Below are 25545 nucleotides of genomic sequence, written 5' to 3'. Positions count from 1 at the left end.
TAATCAACTAAGCGAACAGAGTGAGTTAAAGGTCAAACGACTCAATACTCGTGTGGTGTTAGAGTGAAGTAAGTTTTTCTTGGGTGATCCATTAGCACAATTAAAATGGCTCGACGAAGCGGTCGAGCCAGTTGAATTTGAAGACGAATAGGGCGCTATTCTTAGCCAGCAATACGGCGGCCGGAGCGTTCCTTATTGGCTGATTTATTTGGGCGGCGACGAGCCTTGCCACTTGTGTTTTTAGCGTAAGGATTATCGCTTGATGTGTGGCGTTTGTTCTTACCAACCGGTTTGTGGCCACGTGCATTATCAGAGCTCTTCTGTCCGTCTTGGTGTTCCACTTTCGGCTTCTTCGGCTTTTTAGGTTTTGGCGCTTTAAAAGGGCGAATATCGTGAGATTTCGGTACAGGATTAGCGGCTTCAAATCCTGCCACTTCTTCTCTATCTAATAATTTTTGAGTAAGGCGCTCAATGGCAACCAATTGCTTATACTCGTCAAAGCAAACAAGCGAGATGGCATTACCATTTTTACCGGCTCGACCAGTACGACCAATACGATGTACGTAATCTTCAGCAACATGCGGCAAATCAAAGTTCACAACTTGCTCTAATTCATTGATGTCTATGCCTCGAGCTGCGATATCGGTGGCAACCAAAACGCGAATACCGCCATCTTTAAATTGTGCTAATGCTTTGGTGCGCGCACCTTGGCTTTTGTTGCCGTGAATGGCCAACGCTTTGATACCATCTTCTTCTAAATGACGGGTTAAGCGATTGGCGCCGTGTTTGGTTTTCGTGAATACTAACACTTGTTGCCAGTTATTATGACCAATTAAATAAGATAATAAGCGCGGCTTCTTCTTCTTATCGGTGGTGACAATCTTTTGTTCTACGGTAGTAGCGGTGGTATTGGCCGGACTAACGGAAATTTCCACCGGATCTTTAACCAAGCCTCTGGCTAATGCACGTATATCATCGGAGAATGTCGCAGAGAACAATAAGTTCTGTCGTTTTTTCGGCAATAGTCTAATAATTTTTTCAATATCATTGATAAAGCCCATGTCCAGCATGCGATCCGCTTCATCCAACACCAAGACTTCAACCTGACTAAACTTCACTGCGTTTTGTTGATACAAATCCAGTAAGCGTCCAGGGGTAGCAACTAAAATGTCTATACCCTTTCTTAGACGCATCATTTGCGGATTGATTTTAACGCCACCGTAAATGATAAAGCTGCTGAGATTGAGATTCTTTGAATAGGTCGCAACATTATCACCGACCTGTGCAGCAAGCTCTCGGGTCGGGGTTAGAATCAAGGTTCTAATGTGATTTGGTTTGACTTGCTTACCATTATCAAGAGTTTGCAATATCGGTAGGGTAAAACCTGCGGTTTTGCCGGTACCGGTTTGCGCGGCCGCCATAACGTCCTGTCCAGATAATACCGCTGGAATGGCTTTTTCTTGAATAGGCGATGGGGTGGTGTAACCCTTATCTTGTAGTGCAGATAAAATTTGTGGGCTTAAGCCTAGAGTTTCAAAACTCATAGTAACTCTCTGATTGCTGGAAAATTAATGGCTTAGCCTATATTCAAGGTTAAGCCGAGGGCGAGCGCAATGTACAGTATAGTGTAGGTCTATGCAATCAAAGTAGCGATTAATTAGCGAACAATCAGCGAGTAATGTGGATCATTATCGAGAAAAAGCCCACCAGAATAAGGTTAAAGGCGATAATGTAAGCAAAACCTTTAAGTCCTTGCTTCATACTGTAATTGTTCGATTTTAAATACCACCACCAAATCAGGCACATAATCACAGGTAGTATGAAAAATAAACGTAACAACATGGCAAACCTTTTGATTTTTATTAATAAAGTGGAACGGTTTATGCTCTTTACTATAGAACAATTTCGCTATCTTGTTAATGCCATATTTACGCTTTGCTCGAGTTAGTGCTTTTCATGCCAAGGGGCGACTTTAAATAGCATTAACATTCCAGGGACAGCCAGTGCGGTACATACTAGGAAAAACGGTGTCCAGCCTATATGCTCAACAATAAAGCCAGTACCGGCATTGGCAATGGTGCGTGGCAACGCGGTTAGCGCGGTAAATAGCGCAAATTGAGTTGCAGCAAAGGTTGGATTAGTGTTTTTCGCAATAAATGCGGTAAACGCGGCTGTGCCTAACCCGACCCCTAAATATTCAAAGCCCATGGCAAATGCCAAGGCATAATTGTTGTTACCTATTTCTGACAGCGCGGCAAACCCTAAAATCGAAACGATTTGTACGACACCAAATATCCACAAGGCGCGATTGATTGATAACTTGATCATGATGATGCCGCCAACCGCTAACCCTATGGTCATGGCGACCAAAGACGCGACTTTAGCAATACCACCGATTTCGGTATTACTAAAACCTAGGTCAATAAAAAACGGCGTTTGCAAAGCCGTTGCCATATTGTCGCCAAGCTTATATAAAAACAGAAATGATAAAATTAGCAGCGCCGATTTCACGCCTTCACGATCGATGAAATCTCTAAAAGGTAGCACCACCGCATCATGCAATGATTTAGGCGCATTGGCTTCTATGCGGGCTTCCTTGACCGATAATGTCATCACCACACCGATTAGCATAAACGCGGCGACAACGATAAACACCATAGACCAAGGCATTTGATCGGCAAGAATAAAGCCGAGTGAACCCGGCACTAAACCAGATAAACGATACGCTTGCACGTGAATGGAGTTGCCCAAGCCAAGCTCATGATCTGGTAATAATTCACGTCGATAGGCATCGAGTACGATGTCTTGACTGGCACTGAAAAACGCGACGGCTGCGGCTAAATAGGCGACAGCCCAGATATCCATGGTCGGGTCTATGTAAGCAAACATCGCTATAGACACCAATAATGCCACTTGCGTTAATAACATCCAGCCACGTCGTCGCCCCAAAAATGGCAAGGTGTATCGGTCCATCGCTGGCGACCAAATAAACTTCCATACATAGGGAATGCCGATAAGGGAAAACAAACCTATCTCGGCCAAACTGACGCCTTCGTTTCTTAACCAACCAGGTAATAACTGATAAAGGAAAAATAGCGGCATGCCAGAGCTAAAGCCGGTAAATATGCAGATCAGCATACGTTTGTTGAAAATGGTATCTATGATACCGGGAGAATCTTGTTGATGCGCTTCTGAGGCGGGCATGAAACAGCGACCTAAAACTTGTTGTTATGGCGCTAGGCTAACAGATAGCGGGCATTAAAAAAAGCCAATCGAAGATTTAAAAAAAGCTAATCGTAGATTAAAAATCTGCGACTGGACGCCAACCAACACAATGGATCGGGTAACTGCCTCTATCCGTTAAAAAATCTAGACAGGTCTGGATTTCCGCGAATAGTGGTAAGTCCTTTTGGAGATTAACCAATGACGATAATTTGATCTCATGAATCAAATGCCAAAAGACACGTTCTTTGGCACTCGAAGGGGTGTCATCAGTTACGTTCAACTGTGACCATTCTTCTAAACAATCCCAAATAAAGTTATCAACTTCAGTGTAATGAACTGAATTTTTTAATAGCGCTTGTAGGTAATAAACCAGCTGTGAAATTTTGTCATTAATAAAGCTTTCCACGTACACAACAACTCCAAATGCTTTCATATCCTTGTTAGCATTGTCTCTTCCGTGTTTAAGACTTCTTTTAAATTACGTTAATTTAAATCTAGTTAATACTTGGACAATTTTCCAAGCAAAAGTTGCAGAATAATAAAACGAAACGATCAAAATTGTCAAAATAAATCAGACGCCTATAGCGCCTGAATTAAATTTATGGTTCGTGAATGTAGTCGGCAGGTAGCAAGGATGCACTGATCAAAATAATGGGTTCAATTGGTACGTCAGGCCAGCTTTGACCTTCGTGAAAGTCGGTTTCAGCCATCGCCATTTTGTCAAGAACTTCATCGCCCCATGTCACATGAGCAAAAACCGTATAGCCCCAATTGCGACCAGGATCTAGTTCGGTATTTTCGCCAACGTTAAAGAAGAATTGGCGTTTCGCACTGTGTGGATCATGCTGACGAGCCATTGCTACAGTGCCATAGGTGTTTTTTAAGCCATTACCGGATTCATTGAAAATCGAGTCGCGTTCTTTTCGTGGGATAAAGTTGGCGTCATAACCGCCACCTTGAACCACAAAATCTTCGATGACACGATGGAATATGGTGTTGTCATATTCCTTACTCACCACATGCCAAAGAAAGTTATTGACTGCCAGTGGAGCTTTCACTCGATTTAATTCAATGATGATCACACCCATAGAGGTTTCTAATTTAACCTGAGGGTACAAATTATTGGCATCAATAATTTTTTGCTTAGCTGCCATAACATGTGCCGACATCAATAATGTCAGCATCAGCGCGACTAGGGTGCGAACCATAAATTAACCTTTTATAAACTGTTGCAATTGTTCATCTTCGACCACTTGGATGATCAACTTAGCCAATTGCACGTTAAAGTCTTTTTGCAATTCATCGATATCTGCTGATAACGCACCACGAGTAGTTGCTCGCAAGGTAAAAGTCTTCGACAGCGTTTGTGCAGGGTTTTCTACTTTGACGCGCAATTTAATGATGGTATTAGCACGATAATCTAAAACGTCTTGATTTACATAGGTACGAGCTCTTTCAACTTGAAATTGCACCTGTAAATCAGAACCATTATTTAATTTCAGTCCCTGCAATGCCAGTTGATCACTAAATTCGCTATTCAATACGTCTTTTAATGAGTCTGCACTACTGATCAAGGTTGATGGTCGATCGGCAGACAGTACTTCAACGATGTGTGCAGTAGAGCGTAGATCGTATACTGAAATCTTCGCATTCAGGTCGTCATATACCTTATTTGCGTGTGCATTCACTTTTGGATTTAAACTGATTGTATTTGGATCTTGAGCGCAAGCTACAAGGCACAGTGCCGATAGCGCAACGGCAATTATATTCTGTTTCATTATTTTTTGGCCGATAAAATGACAAATTTCTTATTGCTTGCCAATGTTTGGCAATTATTAAACAGTCGCATGAGTTTTATATGATATCCCAACTGCCTGTTCCCTATTATCCTTAATTCGCCACCTTTTTTCAAAGTTTTGTAACACTCTTTAAACATTTGCCAAGCAATATGATCGGTAACTGCTTGTTGTTGATGAAAAGGTGGGTTGCAAACAACCAAATCTAAGCTGTTTTCAGGGCAACCTTCGAGGCAGTCACCTACCACGAATCGACAGTTTGACAGCTGCTCTGGCAGATTGTTCATAACATTTTGTTTTGCTGAGGAAATGGCCATATGAGACTCGTCAAAAAAGCACATTTCAATACCTTCATTTTGGGCTACTAAGGCCAAACCTAGTATGCCGTTACCACAACCCAAATCAGCGACTTGGTCACCGGCTTTTAAGGTCGGCAAGTGTTGTAATAAAAATGCACCGCCGATATCGATGCTATCTCTTGAAAACACATTAGCTTGATTACTTATGTGCATATCAAAGCCCGGTAGTGGCCAGACTTTATCGGCAATTGGCGCTGTTTTTTTAGCGTTATCAACCTTACTAAACACCAAACGTGCCTTTTTCACCGCTAATGAGGTTGTTGTCTCACCAAGGTGTTTGGCAAACAACTTTAACGTTGAGGTATGAATGTCCTTGGCTCTCGCAGCGGCGATAACTTGCGTCTCTTTACTGGCGATTTGTTGAATTTGCTGCAATTGAAATTCTAACAAACTATTGGTCTTAGGGATTTTCAATAACACCAAGTCTACCGGTTGGCTAATATCGTCTATGCTAGACAACAAGCTGACCTTGCTATGGTCCAAGTTATTATCAGCTAGATTATATTTGATCCCTTGCTGGGAAATATAAGAGTCATTCACCAATTGCAGTGTATGCTCGGTCAAATTCAACGTTAGTGCGCCAAAGCTGTCGTTAAAAATGACAATATTTAATGGTCGTTCGAGTGTGCCACTATCTTTAAGGTGGTTAATGATATACTCATCTGCCGCGTCCCACGCTTGCAGGCTGCGATTAACCTGGGCTAATGGGAAACGATGTAGGTGAACCGGCGAGTCATTAACAATAAATGGGCTTAGCATGATTAATATTCGACGTAATTAAATGGTAAACGAGTGATGAGTGTATTATCGCAAACCTATGACAAATTAACTATAGATACGCCAGAAAAGCTTAACGCTATTGCCCCTGATGTGTCCGATTGTTTGCGCTTATTGGATGGCCAGTTGCTTTATTTTCCCAATTTTCTGGCGGCCAATGCCGAGTCGATCTATCACTTGTTGCAACAACATTTGGCTTGGCAAGAGTGGCAAATCAAGATGTTTGGCAAGATGGTCACCATTCCTAGGTTGCAAGCTTGGTATGGTGATGCCGATGCGCGATATAAATATTCCGGGATGATAATGCAACCGCGCCCATGGCATTGGAGTTTGATGGGAATAAAAGAACAATGCCAGCAAGTGGCAAAATGTCGCTTTAATTCGGTGTTGGCCAATTGGTATCGCCATCAGCAAGATTCGATGGGCTGGCATAGTGATAATGAAAAAGAGCTGGGTGATAAACCGGTTATTGCCTCTTTGTCGTTTGGTCATCCACGCCGCTTTTGCTTACGCAACAAAAGCAGTGGTGAAAAGCTGCAAATAGCTTTAAAATCAGGAAGTCTGTTATTGATGCGCGGTAATGTGCAAAACGAATGGCAACACGCTGTGCCAAAATCAACCAAAGCCATGGCAGGGCGCATCAATTTAACGTACCGCATGATTAAACAACCCGCTGACGAATAATACGAGAGAACTATTTACATGACTGTGCAAGCCATTATCGAGAAAAAACTAAACGAATATTTTCAGCCTCACCATCTGCAAGTGATCAATGAAAGCTATATGCACAATGTCGCAGAGGGCAGCGAGTCGCATTTTAAGGTGATTGTTGTTTCCGATAAATTCGATGGCCAGCGATTGCTTGCCCGTCACCGTCAGGTCAACAGTGTGTTAAGTGATGAATTAGAAAATGCCATTCACGCGCTGGCGATGCACACCTATACACTCGAGCAGTGGCAGCAAATGAATGCGCAAGCCGTGCCTAACTCACCTGATTGTTTGGGTGGCAGCAAACGTTAATCGTTAGCCTAGCAGTAAAAAGGAGTCCTCAGTGGCTCCTTTTTGCGTTTTTACATGCTGTTCAGGTGATTTTGATATGGTTTAATGGTTAAAATTTTGTTATCAATAGGCTTTTATAATAATAACAATATTGGTTTTGAGGCGTCATGAAGTTAGATGCAGTTCGGCGGTTTGTTTCTCTCGTCGATGTCTTCACGGAATACACTGGTAAGTTAATCGCGTGGTTAACTATAGTGGTTGTGGTACTAACATTTGCGATTGTGTTGTTGCGCTATGGTTTCAATCTTGGCTGGATAGCCATGCAAGAAATGGTGCTCTACGCCCATGGTGCGGTATTTATGCTCGGCGCCGCGTTTACCCTAAAACATGATGCCCATGTACGGGTCGATATTTTCTATCAACAATTCTCTATTAAACAAAAAGCCTGGGTAAATTTACTCGGTACGATATTTTTGTTGTTACCGGTTTGCCTGTTTGTATTCTACGTTAGTATCGATTACGTCTTGTTGTCTTGGCAGCTATTAGAGAGCTCGAAAGAGCCAGGCGGTTTGCCGGCGGTGTATCTCAATAAAACCCTTATTTGGTTATTAGTGCTCACCTTGACGCTGCAAGGCTTGGCCGAAGTAGGTCGAAATTGGTTGATTATATGCGACCAAAACGCAAATGGTGCAGATCATCAGGGTGATGCTGACCGCCACAATCACAGCGCAGCTAACAAGGAGCTATTGTAATGGAATATCTCGCCTTGTTAATGTTTGTTTGCGTCTGTTTGGTGTTGCTGCTGGGCTACCCTGTGGCGTTTTCTTTGGCCGGTACGGCGTTGATCTTTGCTGCTGTTGCCAGCGTGTTTGGTGCTTTTGATGGCTCATTTTTATCGGCATTGCCATCGCGCTATTATGGTATTTTAAACAATCAAACCTTATTGGCTGTGCCTTTGTTTGTGTTTATGGGCACCGTCTTAGAACGGGCTAGAATTGCCGAAGAGCTACTGACCTCAATGTCACAGTTGTTTGGTCGCTTTCGTGGTGGCTTAGCCATATCGGTTACCTTAGTGGGTATGTTGTTAGCCGCCAGTACCGGTATTGTTGGCGCGACGGTGGTCACCATGGGGCTTTTATCATTACCGACCATGATCAAACGTGGGTACGATCAACGATTTTCAACCGGCATCATTTGTGCGACCGGCACATTAGGGCAAATCATCCCGCCTTCCATCGCCTTAGTGTTGTTAGGCGACGTATTATCGAATTCGTATCAACTGGCTCAGCTAAAGCAAGGTAACTTCAACCCTGACACCATCAGTGTTGGCGATTTGTTTGCCGGCGCGGTCATCCCAGGTTTGATTTTAGTGGCGATGTATATTGTTTATTCTATTGCCGTTACGCTATTACGTCCTGGCAACATAACCGTGAGTGATGAGCAGGAAAACCTACATATTGGCCGCTTATTGCGCGCCTTGTTACCACCACTTATTCTTATTGTCTTGGTGTTAGGCTCTATCTTAGGTGGTTATGCAACACCAACCGAAGCCGCTGGTGTTGGCGCATTTGGCTCGTTAATTTTAGCGGCCCTCAATGGCGCTTTGAATCTGACTAATTTAAAGGCGGTTATGACATCGACTTTGAAAATAACTTCCATGGTATTCTTAATACTGATCGGCGCCAGTTTGTTTTCCTTAGTATTTCGCGGACTAGGTGGTGAAGAGTTAATACAGAGTTTCTTTAACCAACTGCCCGGCGGAGCCGTTAGTGCCATGCTGGTGGTGATGGTGGTTATCTTTTTATTGGGTTTTATTCTCGATTTTATTGAAATTACCTTTGTGGTGATCCCAATTGTTGCGCCGATTTTATTGATGATGGATATCAATCCATTGTGGTTGGGCATCATGATCGCGGTAAACTTGCAAACCTCGTTCTTAACACCACCTTTTGGTTTTGCTTTATTTTATTTGCGCGGTGTCGCCGATAAAACAATCAAAACCGCTGAAATATATAAAGGGGTGATTCCGTTTATCGTTATGCAGTTGTTATTGCTGTTGGGGTTGTCAATTTGGCCTGAGTTAGTGACTTGGCTACCTGATAAGATTTATCCATAAAAGTATGGTACTAATACATATTCAATAAAACATGCAACGTTGCCTACGTCTTGCCGTTATGTGCACTAGTGTGGACTGGCTGCTGACGACTTGGCGCAGCGTAATGCAGTGTAATTTTAATGCGTAAGTGTGGAAAGGGAGATTATGAAAGCATTCAGTCGTATCGTGTTGATGGCAACCTCATTGCTGTTTATCAGTGCCTGTGGAGAGAAAAGCGAAACCTCGCAAGCTCAAGTTAAACAACAAAAGTTTAAGTGGAAACTGGTCACGTCTTGGCCGAAAAACTTCCCTGGATTAGGCATTGCCCCAGAAAAATTCGCACAACATGTCAATAAAATGAGTAACGGCCGTCTAACCATTGAGGTATTCGGTGCAGGTCAATTAGTCCCTGGCTTTGAAGTATTCGACAGCGTTGCAGAAGGCACGGCTGAAATGGGCCACTCTGGTGCCTATTACTGGAAAGGAAAAATCCCCGCAGCATCATTTTTTGCCGCGGTACCATTTGGTATGAACGCCGTTGAGACTAATGCCTGGTTGCATTACGGCGGTGGCTTAGAGCTTTGGCAACAACTGTATAAACCGTTTGGTATTATTCCTGTTGCTGGCGGTAACTCCGGCGCGCAGTTTGCGGGTTGGTTCAACAAAGAAATCAACTCGGTTGAAGATCTACAAGGTTTAAAAATGCGAATCGGTGGCATCGGTGGCGAAGTTATGAGTCGAGCAGGTGCGTTGCCGGTAAATATGCCAGGTGGTGAAATATTCCCATCGCTGCAAAGCGGCGCATTGGACGCATCGGAGTGGGTTGGTCCGTACAATGATTTAGCGTTTGGTTTTTACAAAGCCGCTAAATATTACTATTCCACAGCATGGCAAGAGCCGACTGCAACCTTAGAGTTTTTAATCAACGAAAAAGCGTTTAATGGTTTACCATCTGACCTTCAAGAAATTGTGCTTGTTGCTGCCCGAGCGGTTAATGATGACATGCTAAGTGAATATACCGCGCGTAACAGCGCGGCACTAAAAACCTTAGTTGAAGAACATGGCGTCGAAGTAAAAACCTTTCCACCGCAAGTCATTGAGGTGCTAAAAAACACGACCAAAGTGGTTATAGAGGAAATGGCGGCAAATGACGAACAGGTCAATGAAGTGTGGACCTCATATAAGCGTTTTTATGACTCAATAAAGAGTTATCATGAAATCAGTGAGCAAGCGTATCTGCAAAATCGTCAGTAGCCTGATTGGCATCGATGCACATGAAATAATGAAAACCATTGCTGCTCTGACCTCATTTCGATGATTTTCAGGTACAATAGCGGCAATTTTTTATATAAGTGGCAATGTTTGTCACCTGTAACGGAATAAATAAAAGGTTTAACTATGGTTATCAAGCCAAAAGTACGTGGTTTTATTTGTACAAATGCTCACCCTACGGGTTGTGCTCAGCACGTTCAAGAGCAAATCGATTATGTAAAGTCTCAGCCGCAAGCTGACAACATGCCGAAAAAAGTATTGGTTATCGGTGCGTCAACGGGTTACGGTCTGGCATCTCGTATTACATCGGCATTCGGTGGCGGTGCATCAACATTAGGTATTTTCTTTGAAAAAGAACCTACTGAAAAACGCACCGGTTCTGCAGGTTGGTACAACACCGCTGCATTTGAAGCAGCAGCAGACGAAGCTGGCCTTTATTCTAAAAACATTAACGGTGATGCGTTCTCAAATGAATTGAAAGAACGTGCCATAGCGACCATCAAAGAAGATCTTGGTCAAGTAGACCTTGTTGTTTATTCACTTGCAGCGCCGCGTCGTACTGACCCTGTAACAGGTGAAATATACGCATCAGCGCTTAAGCCAATCGGCAATGGTTTTACCACTAAGTCGTTAAACACATCAAAACGTGTTATTGAAGAAGTGGCAGTAGAACCTGCTAGCGAAGAAGAAATTGCCGGCACCATCAAAGTCATGGGTGGCGAAGATTGGGAGCTTTGGATGAAAGCTCTTACCGAAGCAGGTGTTCTTGCTCAAGGCTGTAAAACCGTGGCATACACCTATATCGGTAAGCAATTAACATGGCCGTTATATGGTAAAGCTACTATCGGTCGTGCCAAAGAAGATCTTGACCGTGCGGCAACTGAAATTCGCAACGTAACGGCTGATCTTAATGGTGAAGCCTTTGTAACATCGCTTAATGCGGTTGTTACCCAAGCAAGCTCTGCGATTCCAATTATGCCGTTGTACATCTCTGGCCTGTTCAAGGTGATGAAGCAAGATGGCACTCAGGAAAACCCTATCCAACAAATTCAAGGTTTGTTCCGCGATAACCTATATTCAACGTCTCGCGATTTGGATGAACATAATCGCATCATGCAAAATTTAAAAGAGCTTGAAGACTCGGTACAAGATCGTGTGCAAGCGATTTGGGACCAGGTTGATACGGACTCGATTGATGAATTAACCGATTATGTTGGTTATAACCATGAATTTATGAAATTGTTTGGCTTTGAAGTTGATGGTGTTGATTACGACGCTGACATTAGCCCTCTAGCGCCAATTAACAACATGTTATAACTTTTCTTACTCAAATCTTAATATTCGCCCAAGGTCGTTAAATTGACGATTTTGGGCGTTTATTTTTTCATTTTCTACTATAATTTTTTACTAAAATTACAATTCTCTTAGCTACTGTTTTTATTGGTTTTTTTTGTGTGCTGAGGAAAGTTATTTGTGTCCGATGCGAAAATGTTACTTATTGTCACCAAATCAATAGAAATTGCATGGCCTTATGTGGTAAAATTCGCGCCGAAAAAATTTTGAACTAAAAGCCTTGCCCAAAAGGAAGTTGTTGTAGCAATTTACCAGGGCAAGAAACTGGGTCGCCGTTGATTTTCGGTGACTATAACTCCTGTCAACAAGTGCATGTGTTTATGATTACAATAAAAAAAGGTCTGGATATTCCTGTAAAAGGGGCTCCCCAGCAAGTAATCCATGATGGTACGGCCATCAAAACCGTTGCGGCACTAGGCGAAGAGTTTGTGGGTATGCGCCCAACCATGTTTGTAAAAGCAGGTGACAGCGTTAAAAAAGGTCAGGTTCTTTTTGAAGACAAGAAAAACCCTGGCGTTAAATTCACAGCTCCGGCTTCTGGTGTTGTTAAAGAAATTAACCGTGGTGAAAAGCGTGTTTTGCAATCTGTTGTTATTGAAATCAATGGCGACGAAGAAGAAACATTTAGTGCTTACAGTGCGGATCAGCTAGCGTCTTTATCTCGCGAAGATGCCGAAAAAAACCTAGTTAACTCTGGTTTGTGGCCTGCTTTGCGAACACGTCCATACAGCAAAACTCCTGCGTTAGGCAGTGTTGCAACTAACATTTTTGTTAGTGCTATGGACACCAACCCATTAGCCGCTGATCCACAAGTCGTCATCGCTGAGCAAAAAGATGCTTTTGTTAATGGTTTGACTGTATTGTCAGCCCTAACCGAAGGCAAAGTGTTCGTATCAAAAGCACCTGGTGCTGATATTCCAGCGGGTAATGCGGCGGTAAATGAATTTGCCGGTCCTCATCCTGCAGGTCTTGTTGGTACGCACATTCATTTCTTAGCACCAGTATCTGCTGAGAAAATGGCTTGGCATGTTGGTTACCAAGACGTTATTGCCATCGGTACGTTATTCACTACTGGTAAGCTTGACTCTACTCGTGTTATCGCTCTAGCGGGTCCTGCGGTAAAGAATCCTCGATTGATACGCACTGTGTTAGGTGTTAATACCAATGAGTTGATTGCCGGCGAATTGGAACAAGGCGATGTACGCGTTATTTCTGGTTCACCTCTTCAAGGTGTTACGGCAGCAGGTGTTCATGCATTCTTAGGTCGTTACCACGTACAAGTTGTAGCTCTTTTAGAAGGCCGTGAAAAAGAATTCATCGGTTACATGTACCCAGGTCCGAACAAATTCTCGGTTACTCGTGCTTACATGTCACACTTCTTTAAAGGCAAGCTATTCAGCATGACGACCACCACAAATGGTTCTCCTCGTGCGATGGTGCCAATCGGAAACTACGAGCGCATTATGCCGCTTGATATCCTTCCGACTTTGTTATTACGCGATTTAGCCGCGAAAGACTCTGACAGTGCGCAATTGCTTGGGGCACTAGAGCTTGACGAAGAAGATTTAGCATTATGTACATTCGTATGTCCTGGTAAAACAGACTACGGCGTAATGTTGCGTGACGTCCTAACCATTATTGAGAAGGAAGGTTAGTCATGGGCTTGAAAAAGTTTATTGAAGACATTGAGCCGCATTTTGAGAAAGGCGGCAAGCACGAGAAATGGTTCGCGTTATACGAAGCCGTTGCTACGGGCTTATTTACCCCAGGTTATGTAACCAAGGGTAAAACTCACATTCGTGACAGTATCGACTTGAAACGTATCATGATCACTGTATGGTTAGCGGTTTTCCCTGCCATGTTCTTTGGTATGTTCAATATTGGACATCAAGCTGTTGATGCATTAGCGGCAGGTTATGCACTACCTGATAGCTGGCAAGTAAGCTTATTTAGCTTATTTGGTGGTGAGCTAACGGCTCAATCCGGCTGGATTGCGAAAATGGCCTATGGTGCCTTTTTCTTCCTACCTATCTACATAACAGTGTTTATCGTAGGTGGTTTTTGGGAAGTACTATTCGCAGCTGTTCGTAAGCATGAAGTTAACGAAGGTTTCTTCGTAACCTCAATCTTATTTGCATTGATTTTACCGGCAACCATTCCTTTATGGCAGGCAGCACTAGGTATTACCTTTGGTGTTGTTATCGCCAAAGAGATCTTTGGTGGTACCGGTAAAAACTTCCTTAACCCAGCATTAGCAGGTCGTGCATTCCTATTCTTTGCATACCCTGCTGAAATCTCAGGCGACACCGTTTGGGTTGCTATTGATGGTTTCTCTGGGGCAACAGCACTAGGTGCAGCGGCGACTGGCGCTCTAGAATACGCACCAATCTTCTCGCAAGCTTGGTTAGACGCATTTTACGGTTTCATCCCAGGTTCTGTAGGTGAAGTATCGACGTTAGCGATTTTCCTTGGTGGCGCGTACATCCTCTATAAAGGAATCGCTTCATGGCGTATCGTCTTGAGTGTGTTCGGCGGTATGGTTGCAACAGCATTTTTGTTCAATGCGATTGGTTCTGACACCAACACTATGTTTGCCATGCCTTGGTACTGGCACTTAGTATTAGGTGGTTTTGCCTTTGGTATGATGTTTATGGCAACAGACCCTGTAACGATGTCATTCACCAACACCGGTAAATACTTCTTTGGTGCCCTAGTTGGTGTCATGGTTGTTCTTGTTCGTGTTGTGAACCCAGCGTTCCCTGAAGGCATGATGTTGGCAATTCTTTTCGCTAACTTGTTTGCCCCACTATTCGACTACTTCGTCGTTCAGTCAAACATCAAACGGAGACTTGCACGTGTCTAGTAAAAAAGAAACTTTTGGCAAAACCGTTGGTTTTGTTGTAGCAGTATGTTTGGTTTGTGCGGCGCTAGTATCAGTTTCTGCTGTTCAGCTTAAGCCTTTACAAACGGCAAACAAGCTACTTGATAAGCAAACGAAAATTCTTGAAGCTGCTGGCCTATTAGATATGGCTGGTAACAACATTGTTGCTACCTACAATCAATTTGTTGAAGCAAAAATGATTGACGTAGCAACCGGTGAAGTCATTGACGGCAACCCTGACATGTTTGACGAGCGTCGTGATGCTCGTGATGCAAACAAATCGTCTAAGCCTGTAAATGATATCGCTGGCATCAACCGTCGTGCAAATACTCAAGTTGTTTACTTCGTAAAGAACGGCGCAGGTACTATTGAAACAGTTATTCTGCCAATCGTAGGTTCAGGTCTTTGGGACTTAATGTACGGTTTTGTCGGTCTTGAATCAGATTTAAACACAGTTAAGTCCGTTGTTTACTCCGATCATAAAGAAACTCCGGGCTTAGGTGCGGAAGTTATGAACCCTAATTGGAAAGCTTTATGGCCTGGTAAGAAAATGTTCAACGACAACGGTGATATTGCTATTCGCATGGTTAAAGGCGGTGCTAAAGCAGATGACGTTCACGGTGTTGACGGCCTATCTGGTGCAACGTTAACAAGTGTTGGTGTTGAGAAAACAATCCACTTTTGGTTAGGTGAAGAGGGCTATGGTCCGTTCATCGCTAAAACTCGCGAAAAGGGGCTTAACTAATGAGTGAAGTATCTTCAAAAGATGTGTTAACGAAACCAATCGTTGATAACAACCCGATCGCATTGCAAGTATTGGGTATTTGTTCAGCGCTAGCTGTAACCAGCTCAATGGCTAACGCATTGGTTATGACTATTGCGGTAATCTTGGTAACAGCGTTTTCTAACCTGTTTATCTCTATTATACGTAATCATATTCCATCTAGTGTTCGTATTATCGTACAGATGGCAATCATCGCATCACTTGTAATCGTTGTTGACCAAGTGCTTAAAGCATTCTCTTACCAGCTTTCAAAAGAGCTATCGGTATTCGTTGGTCTAATCATTACTAACTGTATCGTAATGGGTCGTGCTGAAGCATTCGCGATGAAAGAGAAGCCAGTAGTGAGCTTTATGGATGGTATCGGTAACGGTTTAGGTTACGGTCTGATCCTTATGCTAGTTGCATTCTTCCGTGAACTTCTGGGTTTCGGCACGCTATTTGGTATTGAGATTTTACCTCTAATTCAAAATGGCGGCTGGTATCAAGCTAATGGTCTTCTTGTATTACCATTTAGCTCATTCTTCATCATTGGTTTGATTATCTGGGCAATTCGCCAGTTCAAGCCAGAGCAAGTTGAGAAGGACTAAGCACATGGAACATTACATTAGCTTATTTGTAAAAACGATTTTTATCGAAAACATTGCCTTAAGTTTCTTCTTGGGTATGTGTACATTCTTAGCGGTATCTAAGAAAGTAAGCACGGCAATGGGTCTTGGTGTAGCGGTAATTGTAGTACTAGGTATTGCGGTTCCTGTTAACCAAATCATTTACCAAGCAATCTTAGCGCCTGGTGCACTTGACGGAATATTAGGTATCACAGACCCGACTGAGACTGTAGATTTATCATTCTTGTCGTTCATTACCTTTATCGGTGTTATCGCGGCGTTAGTACAAATCCTTGAGATGGTACTGGATAAATTTTTCCCAGCTTTGTATCAAGCATTAGGTATCTTCTTACCACTTATCACAGTTAACTGTGCAATATTTGGTGCGGTATCTTTCATGGTAGCTAAAAACCTTACATTAGGTGAGTCAGTTGTTTATGGTCTTGGTTCAGGTTGTGGTTGGGCGTTGGCGATTGTTTTACTTGCGGGTTTACGCGAGAAAATGAAGTATTCTGACGTACCAGCAGGTTTGAAAGGTTTAGGTATTACGTTTATCACCACTGGTTTGATGGCTTTTGGCTTCTTATCGTTTGGTGGTATCTCGTTATAAGGTTAATGCGCTCTGGGAGTGAAAACTCCCAGGCATCAAGTATTAAAGGAAAACAACTATGCAAGAGATTATTCTAGGCGTAGGCATGTTCACCGCAATCGTTGTTGCTTTGGTATTGGTAATCTTATTTGCCAAGTCAAAACTAGTAGCGGAAGGCGATGTTACAATTGCAATTAACGGCGACCCAGAAAAAGCAGTAACGACTGCTGCGGGTGGCAAGCTCCTTGGCGCATTAGCTGACCAAGGTATTTTCATACCATCTGCCTGTGGTGGCGGTGGTACATGTGGCCAATGTCGTGTACATGTTCATTCAGGTGGTGGTGATATTCTTCCTACTGAAATGGGTCACATTACTAAACGTGAAGCCAAAGAGGGTTGTCGTTTATCATGTCAGGTTGCTGTTAAGCAAGACATGGATATTGAAGTAGAAGATGAAATCTTCGGTGTTCAACAATGGGAATGTGAAGTTATCTCTAACGATAACAAAGCTACCTTCATTAAAGAGCTTAAACTTGGTATCCCTGATGGCGAGTCAGTACCTTTCCGTGCTGGTGGTTACATTCAAATCGAAGCTCCTGCACATCACGTTAAATACTCTGATTTTGATATTGAAGAGCAATACCGTGGCGACTGGGAACACTTTGGTTTCTTCGACGTAGAGTCTAAGGTTGATGAGCCAACATTACGTGCTTATTCAATGGCTAACTACCCGGAAGAAGAAGGCATTATCATGCTTAACGTGCGTATAGCTACGCCGCCTCCTGGTCGTTTACACTTACCTGCTGGTAAAATGTCATCGTTCATCTTTAACCTTAAGCCAGGCGATAAAGTAACTATTTCAGGTCCATTTGGTGAGTTCTTTGCCAAAGACACGGATGCTGAAATGGTATTTATCGGTGGTGGTGCAGGTATGGCGCCAATGCGTTCTCATATCTTTGACCAACTTAAGCGTCTTAAGTCAAAGCGTAAGATGAGCTTCTGGTACGGTGCACGTTCATTGCGTGAGATGTTCTATGAAGATGATTACAACATGCTTGCGGCTGAAAATGATAACTTCGATTGGCACGTGGCTCTATCTGACCCACAACCAGAAGATAACTGGGATGGCCTAACTGGTTTTATTCACAACGTTCTGTTTGAGCAATACCTGAAAGACCACGAAGCACCAGAAGATTGTGAGTTCTACATGTGTGGTCCTCCAATGATGAATGCTGCTGTTATCGGTATGCTAAAAGATTTGGGTGTTGAAGACGAAAACATCATGCTAGATGACTTCGGTGGTTAATCGAAACATCTGCTAATCAAAGGGCGCCTAATTGGCGCTCTTTTTGTTTCTATCAGCTCAATGCAAAGCGGCAGAGCAATGAATTAACTCTTAAATTGTTTCATGGGGTCAGATCACTTGAAAAAAACCAAGTGATCTGACCCCATGAAATTCGTATAATGCGGGCAGTTTTTAATCAGGATAAACCTTCAGATGAGAAAAACAGTAAAATATTTTGTTATATCTGTTATGTCGTTAGCCGTTATTGCTTGCGGTGAAGCAGATAAACAAGCGGCACAAACGCTTCAAGCTACACAAGATGTTGAAGAGCTCGTGTTAACCGGACGTACAATGGGACCCATTGTTTACACCGTAAAAGTTGTTGGTGAAAAACAGCGCGTTGAGCAACAAATGCTGGCTGTAAATGTTGATCAATTACTGAAGAAAATTAACGCACAAATGTCGACTTACGATGCCGAATCGGAATTGTCTAAATTCAATCGATACCAAGGCATGGAAAGTCGTAACATTTCCGCTGAACTAGATCGCGTGCTGACTGAGTCTATACGTCTGGCCAAGATAACGGATGGCGCATTTGATGTTACCGTCGGCCCACTGGTGAATTTATGGAGCTTTGGTCCAGAAAAACGTCCAGAGTCTGTTCCTGCGAAAGAGCTTATTGCCAGTACCAAACAGCATATTGGTATAAACAAGATCTCTCTTGAAAGCGGTAAGCTTGCCAAGAATGATGTCAAAGTCTATGTCGACCTTTCGGCAATCGCGAAAGGTTTTGCGGTTGATATGGTCGCAGACTATTTGGAACAACAAGGTTATAACGACTATATTGTCGATATAGGGGGCGAAATGCGCCTTAAAGGCAATAAGTTATCCGGTAAGGATTGGCGAATTGCCGTAGAGAAGCCAATTTCTGGGACACGAGCCGTACAAAAGGTTATAATCCCCGGCGATAATGCAGTAGCGACATCAGGTGATTATCGCAATTATTTTGAAGAAGACGGTGTACGTTATTCTCATACCATAGATCCTGATACAGGCTGGCCAATTGATCACAAACTGGTCTCGGTAACAGTCTTGCATCCATCAGCGATGACCGCCGATGGCTTAGCGACAGCGATTGAGGTCATGGGCCCAGACAAGGGCCTGGCGTTTGCCGAGCAACAAAATGTTGCGGTGTATTTAATCAGTAAGTCGGACGATGGCTTTACTGAACAAATGACAGAACAGTTTAAGCAGTATTTAGCCGAGAAATAAGCTCGCTCTTGGTTAAAGTAAAGAGAGAAAAGTGATGACATTATTTTTATTAACTTTTGGTTTTTTTGTGGTTATCGCCGCGGCTATGGCAGTTGGTTATATTGTTCAACAAAAAACCTTGGCAGGTAGCTGTGGTGGTTTAGCTACGGTTGGTATCGACAAAGAGTGTAATTGCGACAATCCATGCGAAAAGCGTCAAGAGCGCGAGCGTAAAGCGGCACTTAAAGAAAATGCTATTGATGTGAAAAACATCTAACTGGATATGTTATTGAACAAGCCTCGGTTTTAACCGGGGCTTTTTTTGTCCACGCGGTACTTATACCCGGAAGGCTGGATAGCCTTAGAGGGTATTTTTTTGATGATATGTACTAGAGTTAAAGGAATTACTGCATATAGTTTAAGGAGGTGGGGTAATGCCGAACCCTATCATCGCCGATAACAAACCCATTAAAGTTGAGCTTGAAAGAGACAATGACTATTTTTTCTGTGCCTGTGGACGTTCAAAATCGCAACCTTTTTGTGATGGCTCTCATGCGGGGACTAGCTTCAAGCCACAAAAATTTACCGCCGAAGAAGACGGTATCCAGTACTTATGTCAGTGCAAACACAGCCTTAACCAACCGTTTTGTGATGGTTCGCACAAGCAATTTGATAGCAGTGTCATTGGTCAGCAAGGCCCAGGTCTTGCAACCAATGCCGCGAAAAGTAATGGCGAAGATATGCCTAAAGCCATTGCCACCAAGGAAGAGCCAACGGTTGAGCTCATTCATCAATTAGCGCGCGAAGGCTTATCTAAGCTTGGCCATCATGGTCCTATGACCTCAATGGGCGTGCCAAGGCATGCATTACCACATTGGGATGATATCCAAGTCATGGTGGCGCAAATGGCGCGTAAACCCCTTATGGAAGACAGTGAGGTCAATACCGAATTGGTTATTGGTCCAGACGCGAAAAAGCCATTGAAACTCGATATTCCTTTGTTTGTCTCGGATATGAGTTTTGGTGCATTATCGGAAGAAGCCAAGATCGCGCTGGCTAAAGGTGCAGAGTTAGCCGGTACCGGTATCTGCTCCGGTGAAGGCGGTATGTTGCCGGAAGAGCAACAAGCCAACAGTCGCTATTTTTACGAGTTAGCGAGCGCCAAGTTCGGCTACAAAGAAGAATTGTTGAAGCAGGTGCAAAGTTTCCACTTTAAAGGTGGCCAAGGCGCTAAAACGGGCACTGGTGGCCATCTTCCGGGCATTAAAAATAAAGGAAAAATTTCGCAAGTACGTGGCATTGAGGAGGGGCAACCGGCCATTTCACCACCTACCTTTGCCGACCTGAACACCGTTGCCGACTTTAAAGCATTTGCTGATAGGGTGAGAGAAATCACCGGCGGTATTCCCGTTGGCTTTAAACTCAGTGCCAATCACATTGAGCGCGATATTCAGTTCGCTCTTGATTCTAGCGCCGATTACATCATTCTTGATGGTCGTGGCGGTGGCACAGGGGCTGCGCCACAAATATTTCGAGATCATATCAGTGTGCCAACCATACCCGCTTTGGCGCGAGCAAGACGATACCTAGACCAGCAGGGTGTCAGTGGTAAAGTGACGCTCATTGTTACCGGTGGTCTGCGTTTGCCAATCGATTTTGTTAAAGCAATGGCACTTGGCGCAGATGGTATTGCGGTATCCAATAGCGCGATGCAATCGATTGGCTGTGTGGCAGCTCGCATGTGTAATACCAATAACTGCCCTGCAGGCATAGCCACGCAGCGTCAAGATTTGCGACAACGACTTAATGTCGATAAATCTGCACAACAATTGCAGAATTTTTTCCAAGCCTCGGTGTCACTGATGCAAGTGATGGCACGAGCTTGTGGGCACAACGCATTGTCAAAATTTAACCGCGATGATTTAGCCACGTGGCATCATGACATGGCAAGTTTAAGCGGTATTCGTTATAGCGGGTTTTGCGCCAATTAATGAAAACACTACTGAGCACTACTAGGCGCTAGTACGCGCCATTGAACGCGATAAAGGATGAGTAACAGGCAATAAAAAAGGCTTAACCACTGCACTAGAGGTTAAGCCTTTTTCGAGAGTAATTGGCTTTAGCCGATTGGGTAAAAGGTTGGTGAACCAGGACCCACAGGCATGCCGAATAAGAACACCCATAAATAGAACAGGGTAGACCAACCAATCACAAAAAATATTGTGTAAGGCAGCATGGTGGCAATTAATGTACCTATGCCCAAGTCTTTCTTATAACGCACCGCTACCGCCAATATTAAGCCAAAATAACTCATCATTGGGGTAATCAGGTTTGTTACCGAGTCACCAATACGGTACGCGGTTTGAATGACTTCTGGTGAGTAACCTACCAACATCAACATGGGTACGAAAATCGGCGCGGTTACTGCCCATTGTGCCGAGGCACTTCCCAACATTAAGTTGATAAAACCACACATTAAAATAAAGATGATAAACAGCTCAGGACCCGCTAAGCCCATGGCTTGAATCAGTTGCGAGCCTTTGATGGCGAGGATGGTTCCTAAGTTTGACCATTTGAATAGGGCAACAAATTGTGCGGCAAAAAATACCAATACAATATACATACCCATGGTACCCATATTGTCACTCATGGCTTTAATGACATCGCGGTCAGTACGCATCGTGCCAGCATAACGGCCGTAGACATAACCTGGGATTGCGAATGTGACAAAGATAAAGGCAACGATACCTTTTAAAAACGGCGAGTTCTTCACTTCTCCGGTTTCAGGATGACGTAAAATGCCCCATTCTGGAACGATGGTCAACGCTAGCACACCACACAGCACGGCAAAGGCGATGCCAGCCATTTTCAGCGCTTTTTTCTCGTTCGCGGTAACTTCTGTAATCTTTTGGGCGTTAAGGTCTATAGATGCTTCTTGCTCATTGTATTTGCCAAGGCGAGGTTCAACAATTTTCTCGGTAACATAGGTACCGACACCAGAGATAAGAAATACTGAGACAAACATAAAGTAGTAGTTTGCTTCTGGACCGACATTGTAACCTGGCTCAATAAGTTGCGCTGCCGCGGTGGTGATACCAGCGAGTAATGGATCAACAGTTCCTAGTAATAAGTTGGCGCTGTATCCGCCAGATACGCCGGCAAACGCTGCCGCAAGGCCTGCCAATGGGTGGCGACCTAACGAGTGGAAGATCATCGCCGCAAGTGGAATTAAAACCACATAACCAAGCTCGGATGCAGTGTTAGAAATGATACCGGCAAAGACGATAGTGAATGTCACCATCTTCTTTGATGAGCCCATCACCAGTGTGCGCATTGCGGTTTCAAGTAGTCCTGACTTTTCGGCAATAGCGACACCTAATAAGGCGACCAAAACGGTTCCTAATGGCGCAAAGCCGGTGAAGTTGGTGACCAAGTTTGCGACAATCATCTGCAAACCGTCACCGCTGAATAAGTTAACAACACTGATCACGCCATCTGCTGCGCGACCCGCGGTGCCTTCAGGGCGGGGATCAATAACACTTAAATCGAATAAACTGGCAACACCACTGATAACAATGATAAATACACAAAATAACGCGAATAGGGTGATAGGGTGCGGTAAACAGTTACCAAGCCATTCCACGCCCGCTAAAAAGCGATTAAAGGCGGAGGAGTGCTTTGGTGGCTCCTTTTGTTCTTGCACTAAATCGTTCGACATCTTACTTCCTAACTTCTGGGTTTATTTCTACTGCAGAGCCAATGATGAAGAATTATTGTTGTTAGTTCAAAATTAACCGTCAAGGCTGTTTAGATCTGCAGACGCACGCTTAAGACTAACAACTCTATTGGCTTTAAAGCAAAATTTCGAGTGAATATACATAATCTGACAAATAAGTACAACTCGTTAAACTCTAGAGTTCTTTGTGGGGAACAGCATTTAAATGTCGATAAATTAGGTGAATAGGTGGTTATATGTCGCCAAAATTGCTGTTGAGAGGATTTGCTTGGTTGGCAGCCCTAAATCGGCTGGAATATGCAACATTATCTTTACAGATGGTGCGACTAAATGTCGAACTTTTTACGTTTTTGCAGGTGTTTTTGCAAACCAATGCCTGCTTCTATGTTACGTAATGCTCTTAATCCGTGAGCAAGACCCAACAACAGCGCACTAACAATCACCAAGGGATTGGCTTCACCCAAAGCGGCACAAATTAAGGTTGCGATTATGCTCGTCATAAATACCGAGGCCAGTACAATACTTGCTCGTTGCCACAACTCATAAAGCTGTTTTAAAGGGGATGTGTTGTTTACATCGGTTTGGGCCAAAATACGCTCCAGGTATGTTTTACTGTCGACGCATAATGATAGAGCATATCAGGCCGGTTATTTATATTAGTTGGTTATATGTATTTACCAACCGATTTAGATAATCTTTGCTCGCCTTATTTTGGAGGGTACTGACTCAGAATTTTACTGACCACGCTATTCACTTCCACTTGACGTTGTTCCGGTGTCATATCGGGTTCGGCGGTGAACCCATCAAAACCGCGCCAAATCATTTTGCCTTGATGATAAAAGTCGATAGTAATTTGTGTGTAGACATCATAACCACGATCGATTGGAATGGTGGTGCCGACACCAACACCGGTGGACGAATTGCCGCCATAATTGGTGCCGCCAAAGCCAATGCTAAACGATGACTTATTCTCTTTTTGCTCTTCGGTGGTGTAAAAACTTACTTGCAGATCGGCAGCATCATCGGTGGCATTTAACGATTTTTTACTCAGCTCGCTACTGATCGCTTGTTCAATACGATCTTTACTTAAATCATCAAGTTCAGCAGCTTGTTCTTCTTTGGAGTCAACGAATTGATAAAAACTAAACTGACTGAAATTCGTCTCGGTATCGTAATCAACGTTCGATGGTGTTGATTTACAACCGGTTAATAGCATCAAACCCACCAGCAGTGGACCCCAAAAATGTAAAAAAACAGCTTTCATAACAGCACCTTATTATTTATCTTCAACATTAGGTATAGATAAATTATAGATGTCTTGCCATTTATAGATAAAAAAACAGCGGCTAATGCCGCTGATTTTTTTGGGAGTTATCCAGATATATCAATTTACTTTAGTTCGTCTCTGTAGATAACACCGTCCTTCATAACAATGTGAAGTGTATCGATTTTCTTGTATTCAGGATCCGCGTCGAACCATTTATCGTTACCACCGATGACACTTAAGTCTTTCAGTGGGTTACCGTCGACAAGAATAAGGTCAGCGGCAGCGCCTACTTCCACCACACCGAGTTTACCTGATGCAGCGTATGGGTTACGTGGACCTGATAAAGCCATTAATTCACCAGCGGTTGAGGTCATTTGCTTCAATACTTCGAAGTTATTACCGAACGCTTCACCACGCCACCAGATTTCGTAACGACGCGCACGTTCGGCGTCAGCAAAGGTACCAACGTAGTCCGATGCGAAGACAACTTTAACGTTGTTAGCAAGTAGTTGCTTACCGTAGTTGCCGTATTTTTCACGAAGTACCTTGATTAGCGGTAGTTTGTCTTTTGGCATTAGCGGGTTTTTCGCTAGATCCGGCGATAATCCCCACATTTGTGGTACCACATAGACACCTTCTTTAGAGATACGTTGCATGGTCTCTTCGTTCATGAAAAAGCCATGCTCAAATGACTTCACACCACAGTCCATCAAGCGGTTCATTGCTCGGTCATTAAATACGTGAGCGGCTACGTAAGTGTTCCAGTCTTTGGTCGTTTCAACGATTGAACAGGTTTCTTCTTTAGAAAACTGTACTGTATCGATTGGGTCATATTTGGATGAACCACCACCACCGGCCATGATTTTAATTTGTGTCGCACCGTTACGTAAGTTGGTGCGCGTTGCTTTTAATACTTCCGCTTCACCATCGGCAACAGCGCCAATACCAAAGTGTTCAAAGTTTGATGCATCGTGTGCACTGGTTGGTGAGAAGCCGGCATCACCGCGGTCACGAAAATCACCATGGCCAGAGGTTTGTGAAATAAAAGTGCCTGATGGAAAAATCTTAGGACCGATAATATGACCAGAATTGATGTTACGCATCAGTCCAAATGCTGGGCCACCCATGTCACGCACTGTGGTGAAGCCATCCATAAGAAAACGTTCAGCGACAATCGAAGCACGATAAGACATATCGGTTAAGTCCATATCACTTTCAACGTTAGCAAAGTTGTTGTTGATCATGATGTGCGCATGACCATCAATAAGGCC

25 protein-coding genes are annotated in these 25545 nt (G+C 43.5%); 15 read left to right on the top strand and 10 right to left on the bottom strand.

The genetic code is table 11. The features are described 5' to 3' along the window. Positions 1 to 161 precede the first annotated feature (161 nt). The 6 genes from HII16_RS16275 to HII16_RS16250 all read right to left on the bottom strand — a co-directional run bounded on the left by HII16_RS16275 (position 162) and on the right by HII16_RS16250 (position 6139). The gene (locus HII16_RS16275; protein ID WP_169131841.1) at positions 162 to 1544 is read right to left on the bottom strand and encodes a DEAD/DEAH box helicase; all 1383 of its coding nucleotides are present in this window, start codon (positions 1542 to 1544) and stop codon (positions 162 to 164) included. A gap of 400 nt (positions 1545 to 1944) precedes the next feature. Continuing rightward, positions 1945 to 3204 (bottom strand): AmpG family muropeptide MFS transporter, encoded by a 1260-nt coding sequence (locus HII16_RS16270; RefSeq protein WP_135439382.1) that lies wholly within the window; start codon positions 3202 to 3204, stop codon positions 1945 to 1947. A gap of 97 nt (positions 3205 to 3301) precedes the next feature. Then, positions 3302 to 3658 carry a hypothetical protein gene (locus HII16_RS16265; protein ID WP_211183546.1) on the bottom strand — a complete coding sequence of 119 codons (357 nt, stop codon included), beginning with the start codon at positions 3656 to 3658 and terminating at the stop codon, positions 3302 to 3304. Between the two features lie 166 nt (positions 3659 to 3824). Beyond that, positions 3825 to 4433, bottom strand: coding sequence for a peptidylprolyl isomerase (locus HII16_RS16260; protein ID WP_169131839.1), 609 nt, complete (start codon positions 4431 to 4433; stop codon positions 3825 to 3827). Positions 4434 to 4436: 3 nt separating this feature from the next. Continuing rightward, a complete protein-coding gene (locus HII16_RS16255; RefSeq protein ID WP_169131837.1) occupies positions 4437 to 5003 on the bottom strand; it encodes a YajG family lipoprotein in 567 nt (188 codons plus the stop codon). Continuing rightward, positions 5003 to 6139 carry a methyltransferase gene (locus tag HII16_RS16250; RefSeq protein ID WP_169131835.1) on the bottom strand — a complete coding sequence of 379 codons (1137 nt, stop codon included), beginning with the start codon at positions 6137 to 6139 and terminating at the stop codon, positions 5003 to 5005. The genes HII16_RS16255 and HII16_RS16250 overlap by 1 nt, the downstream gene beginning before the upstream one ends. A gap of 36 nt (positions 6140 to 6175) precedes the next feature. On the opposite strand from HII16_RS16250, the gene HII16_RS16245 reads away from it, so the two are divergent. The 15 genes from HII16_RS16245 (at position 6176) to HII16_RS16175 (ending at position 21262) form a co-directional block, all read left to right on the top strand. Then, a complete protein-coding gene (locus HII16_RS16245; RefSeq protein ID WP_169131833.1) occupies positions 6176 to 6841 on the top strand; it encodes an alpha-ketoglutarate-dependent dioxygenase AlkB in 666 nt (221 codons plus the stop codon). An 18-nt stretch (positions 6842 to 6859) separates the two neighbouring features. Further along, positions 6860 to 7177 carry a BolA/IbaG family iron-sulfur metabolism protein gene (locus HII16_RS16240; RefSeq protein WP_169131831.1) on the top strand — a complete coding sequence of 106 codons (318 nt, stop codon included), beginning with the start codon at positions 6860 to 6862 and terminating at the stop codon, positions 7175 to 7177. Positions 7178 to 7323: 146 nt separating this feature from the next. Then, positions 7324 to 7908 (top strand): TRAP transporter small permease subunit, encoded by a 585-nt coding sequence (locus tag HII16_RS16235; protein WP_169131829.1) that lies wholly within the window; start codon positions 7324 to 7326, stop codon positions 7906 to 7908. Then, the gene (locus HII16_RS16230; protein ID WP_169131827.1) at positions 7908 to 9272 is read left to right on the top strand and encodes a TRAP transporter large permease subunit; all 1365 of its coding nucleotides are present in this window, start codon (positions 7908 to 7910) and stop codon (positions 9270 to 9272) included. Before HII16_RS16235 ends, HII16_RS16230 begins: the two co-directional genes overlap by 1 nt. Positions 9273 to 9416: 144 nt before the next feature. Then, on the top strand, positions 9417 to 10505 hold the full coding sequence (dctP, locus tag HII16_RS16225; RefSeq protein ID WP_169131825.1) for a TRAP transporter substrate-binding protein DctP: 1089 nt from the start codon (positions 9417 to 9419) through the stop codon (positions 10503 to 10505). A gap of 144 nt (positions 10506 to 10649) precedes the next feature. Next, positions 10650 to 11840, top strand: a complete 1191-nt coding sequence (fabV, locus tag HII16_RS16220; protein WP_169131823.1) for an enoyl-ACP reductase FabV — start codon at positions 10650 to 10652, stop codon at positions 11838 to 11840. Positions 11841 to 12196: 356 nt separating this feature from the next. Further along, positions 12197 to 13531 (top strand): Na(+)-translocating NADH-quinone reductase subunit A, encoded by a 1335-nt coding sequence (locus HII16_RS16215; RefSeq protein WP_169131821.1) that lies wholly within the window; start codon positions 12197 to 12199, stop codon positions 13529 to 13531. A gap of 2 nt (positions 13532 to 13533) precedes the next feature. Continuing rightward, complete coding sequence (locus tag HII16_RS16210) at positions 13534 to 14739, top strand: NADH:ubiquinone reductase (Na(+)-transporting) subunit B (RefSeq protein ID WP_135439393.1); 1206 nt, start codon at positions 13534 to 13536, stop codon at positions 14737 to 14739. Then, positions 14732 to 15502 carry a Na(+)-translocating NADH-quinone reductase subunit C gene (locus HII16_RS16205; RefSeq protein WP_169131819.1) on the top strand — a complete coding sequence of 257 codons (771 nt, stop codon included), beginning with the start codon at positions 14732 to 14734 and terminating at the stop codon, positions 15500 to 15502. Before HII16_RS16210 ends, HII16_RS16205 begins: the two co-directional genes overlap by 8 nt. Then, positions 15502 to 16128 (top strand): NADH:ubiquinone reductase (Na(+)-transporting) subunit D, encoded by a 627-nt coding sequence (locus HII16_RS16200; RefSeq protein ID WP_135439395.1) that lies wholly within the window; start codon positions 15502 to 15504, stop codon positions 16126 to 16128. The genes HII16_RS16205 and HII16_RS16200 overlap by 1 nt, the downstream gene beginning before the upstream one ends. Positions 16129 to 16132: 4 nt before the next feature. Beyond that, positions 16133 to 16756, top strand: a complete 624-nt coding sequence (nqrE, locus tag HII16_RS16195) for an NADH:ubiquinone reductase (Na(+)-transporting) subunit E (RefSeq protein WP_169131817.1) — start codon at positions 16133 to 16135, stop codon at positions 16754 to 16756. Between the two features lie 58 nt (positions 16757 to 16814). Beyond that, positions 16815 to 18041 (top strand): NADH:ubiquinone reductase (Na(+)-transporting) subunit F, encoded by a 1227-nt coding sequence (gene nqrF / locus HII16_RS16190; RefSeq protein ID WP_169131815.1) that lies wholly within the window; start codon positions 16815 to 16817, stop codon positions 18039 to 18041. A gap of 192 nt (positions 18042 to 18233) precedes the next feature. Further along, positions 18234 to 19292, top strand: coding sequence for an FAD:protein FMN transferase (locus HII16_RS16185; RefSeq protein ID WP_169131813.1), 1059 nt, complete (start codon positions 18234 to 18236; stop codon positions 19290 to 19292). 34 nt (positions 19293 to 19326) lie between these two features. Beyond that, the gene (nqrM, locus tag HII16_RS16180) at positions 19327 to 19548 is read left to right on the top strand and encodes a (Na+)-NQR maturation NqrM (protein WP_135440495.1); all 222 of its coding nucleotides are present in this window, start codon (positions 19327 to 19329) and stop codon (positions 19546 to 19548) included. A 157-nt stretch (positions 19549 to 19705) separates the two neighbouring features. Beyond that, the gene (locus HII16_RS16175; protein ID WP_169131810.1) at positions 19706 to 21262 is read left to right on the top strand and encodes a glutamate synthase-related protein; all 1557 of its coding nucleotides are present in this window, start codon (positions 19706 to 19708) and stop codon (positions 21260 to 21262) included. Positions 21263 to 21390: 128 nt separating this feature from the next. Here the strand turns inward: HII16_RS16175 and HII16_RS16170 are convergent, their stop codons facing one another. From HII16_RS16170 to HII16_RS16155, 4 genes are all read right to left on the bottom strand, one after another. Next, positions 21391 to 22989, bottom strand: coding sequence for an AbgT family transporter (locus HII16_RS16170; RefSeq protein ID WP_169131808.1), 1599 nt, complete (start codon positions 22987 to 22989; stop codon positions 21391 to 21393). A gap of 344 nt (positions 22990 to 23333) precedes the next feature. Then, positions 23334 to 23597, bottom strand: coding sequence for a hypothetical protein (locus tag HII16_RS16165; RefSeq protein ID WP_169131806.1), 264 nt, complete (start codon positions 23595 to 23597; stop codon positions 23334 to 23336). A gap of 116 nt (positions 23598 to 23713) precedes the next feature. Next, the gene (locus HII16_RS16160) at positions 23714 to 24271 is read right to left on the bottom strand and encodes a DUF4136 domain-containing protein (RefSeq protein WP_169131804.1); all 558 of its coding nucleotides are present in this window, start codon (positions 24269 to 24271) and stop codon (positions 23714 to 23716) included. 125 nt (positions 24272 to 24396) lie between these two features. Further along, positions 24397 to 25545 (bottom strand): amidohydrolase family protein (locus HII16_RS16155; protein ID WP_169131802.1); only part of this gene is annotated, 1149 nt, incomplete at its 5' end.

The organism is Thalassotalea sp. Y01, assembly GCF_012932945.1.
GTDB lineage: Bacteria > Pseudomonadota > Gammaproteobacteria > Enterobacterales > Alteromonadaceae > Thalassotalea_A.
The sequence above is the reverse complement of the archived record's forward strand: the minus strand, read 5'-3'. Positions and strand labels throughout refer to the sequence as shown.

What these genes read in the sequence shown, in the direction of transcription:
- HII16_RS16275 (WP_169131841.1), bottom strand. Translation starts at nt 1,544, where the DNA reads ATGAGTTTTGAAACTCTAGGCTTAAGCCCACAAATTTTATCTGCACTA.
- HII16_RS16270 (WP_135439382.1), bottom strand. Translation starts at nt 3,204, where the DNA reads ATGCCCGCCTCAGAAGCGCATCAACAAGATTCTCCCGGTATCATAGAT.
- HII16_RS16265 (WP_211183546.1), bottom strand. Translation starts at nt 3,658, where the DNA reads ATGAAAGCATTTGGAGTTGTTGTGTACGTGGAAAGCTTTATTAATGAC.
- HII16_RS16260 (WP_169131839.1), bottom strand. Translation starts at nt 4,433, where the DNA reads ATGGTTCGCACCCTAGTCGCGCTGATGCTGACATTATTGATGTCGGCA.
- HII16_RS16255 (WP_169131837.1), bottom strand. Translation starts at nt 5,003, where the DNA reads ATGAAACAGAATATAATTGCCGTTGCGCTATCGGCACTGTGCCTTGTA.
- HII16_RS16250 (WP_169131835.1), bottom strand. Translation starts at nt 6,139, where the DNA reads ATGCTAAGCCCATTTATTGTTAATGACTCGCCGGTTCACCTACATCGT.
- HII16_RS16245 (WP_169131833.1), top strand. Translation starts at nt 6,176, where the DNA reads ATGAGTGTATTATCGCAAACCTATGACAAATTAACTATAGATACGCCA.
- HII16_RS16240 (WP_169131831.1), top strand. Translation starts at nt 6,860, where the DNA reads ATGACTGTGCAAGCCATTATCGAGAAAAAACTAAACGAATATTTTCAG.
- HII16_RS16235 (WP_169131829.1), top strand. Translation starts at nt 7,324, where the DNA reads ATGAAGTTAGATGCAGTTCGGCGGTTTGTTTCTCTCGTCGATGTCTTC.
- HII16_RS16230 (WP_169131827.1), top strand. Translation starts at nt 7,908, where the DNA reads ATGGAATATCTCGCCTTGTTAATGTTTGTTTGCGTCTGTTTGGTGTTG.
- dctP (WP_169131825.1), top strand. Translation starts at nt 9,417, where the DNA reads ATGAAAGCATTCAGTCGTATCGTGTTGATGGCAACCTCATTGCTGTTT.
- fabV (WP_169131823.1), top strand. Translation starts at nt 10,650, where the DNA reads ATGGTTATCAAGCCAAAAGTACGTGGTTTTATTTGTACAAATGCTCAC.
- HII16_RS16215 (WP_169131821.1), top strand. Translation starts at nt 12,197, where the DNA reads ATGATTACAATAAAAAAAGGTCTGGATATTCCTGTAAAAGGGGCTCCC.
- HII16_RS16210 (WP_135439393.1), top strand. Translation starts at nt 13,534, where the DNA reads ATGGGCTTGAAAAAGTTTATTGAAGACATTGAGCCGCATTTTGAGAAA.
- HII16_RS16200 (WP_135439395.1), top strand. Translation starts at nt 15,502, where the DNA reads ATGAGTGAAGTATCTTCAAAAGATGTGTTAACGAAACCAATCGTTGAT.
- nqrE (WP_169131817.1), top strand. Translation starts at nt 16,133, where the DNA reads ATGGAACATTACATTAGCTTATTTGTAAAAACGATTTTTATCGAAAAC.
- nqrF (WP_169131815.1), top strand. Translation starts at nt 16,815, where the DNA reads ATGCAAGAGATTATTCTAGGCGTAGGCATGTTCACCGCAATCGTTGTT.
- HII16_RS16185 (WP_169131813.1), top strand. Translation starts at nt 18,234, where the DNA reads ATGAGAAAAACAGTAAAATATTTTGTTATATCTGTTATGTCGTTAGCC.
- nqrM (WP_135440495.1), top strand. Translation starts at nt 19,327, where the DNA reads ATGACATTATTTTTATTAACTTTTGGTTTTTTTGTGGTTATCGCCGCG.
- HII16_RS16175 (WP_169131810.1), top strand. Translation starts at nt 19,706, where the DNA reads ATGCCGAACCCTATCATCGCCGATAACAAACCCATTAAAGTTGAGCTT.
- HII16_RS16170 (WP_169131808.1), bottom strand. Translation starts at nt 22,989, where the DNA reads ATGTCGAACGATTTAGTGCAAGAACAAAAGGAGCCACCAAAGCACTCC.
- HII16_RS16160 (WP_169131804.1), bottom strand. Translation starts at nt 24,271, where the DNA reads ATGAAAGCTGTTTTTTTACATTTTTGGGGTCCACTGCTGGTGGGTTTG.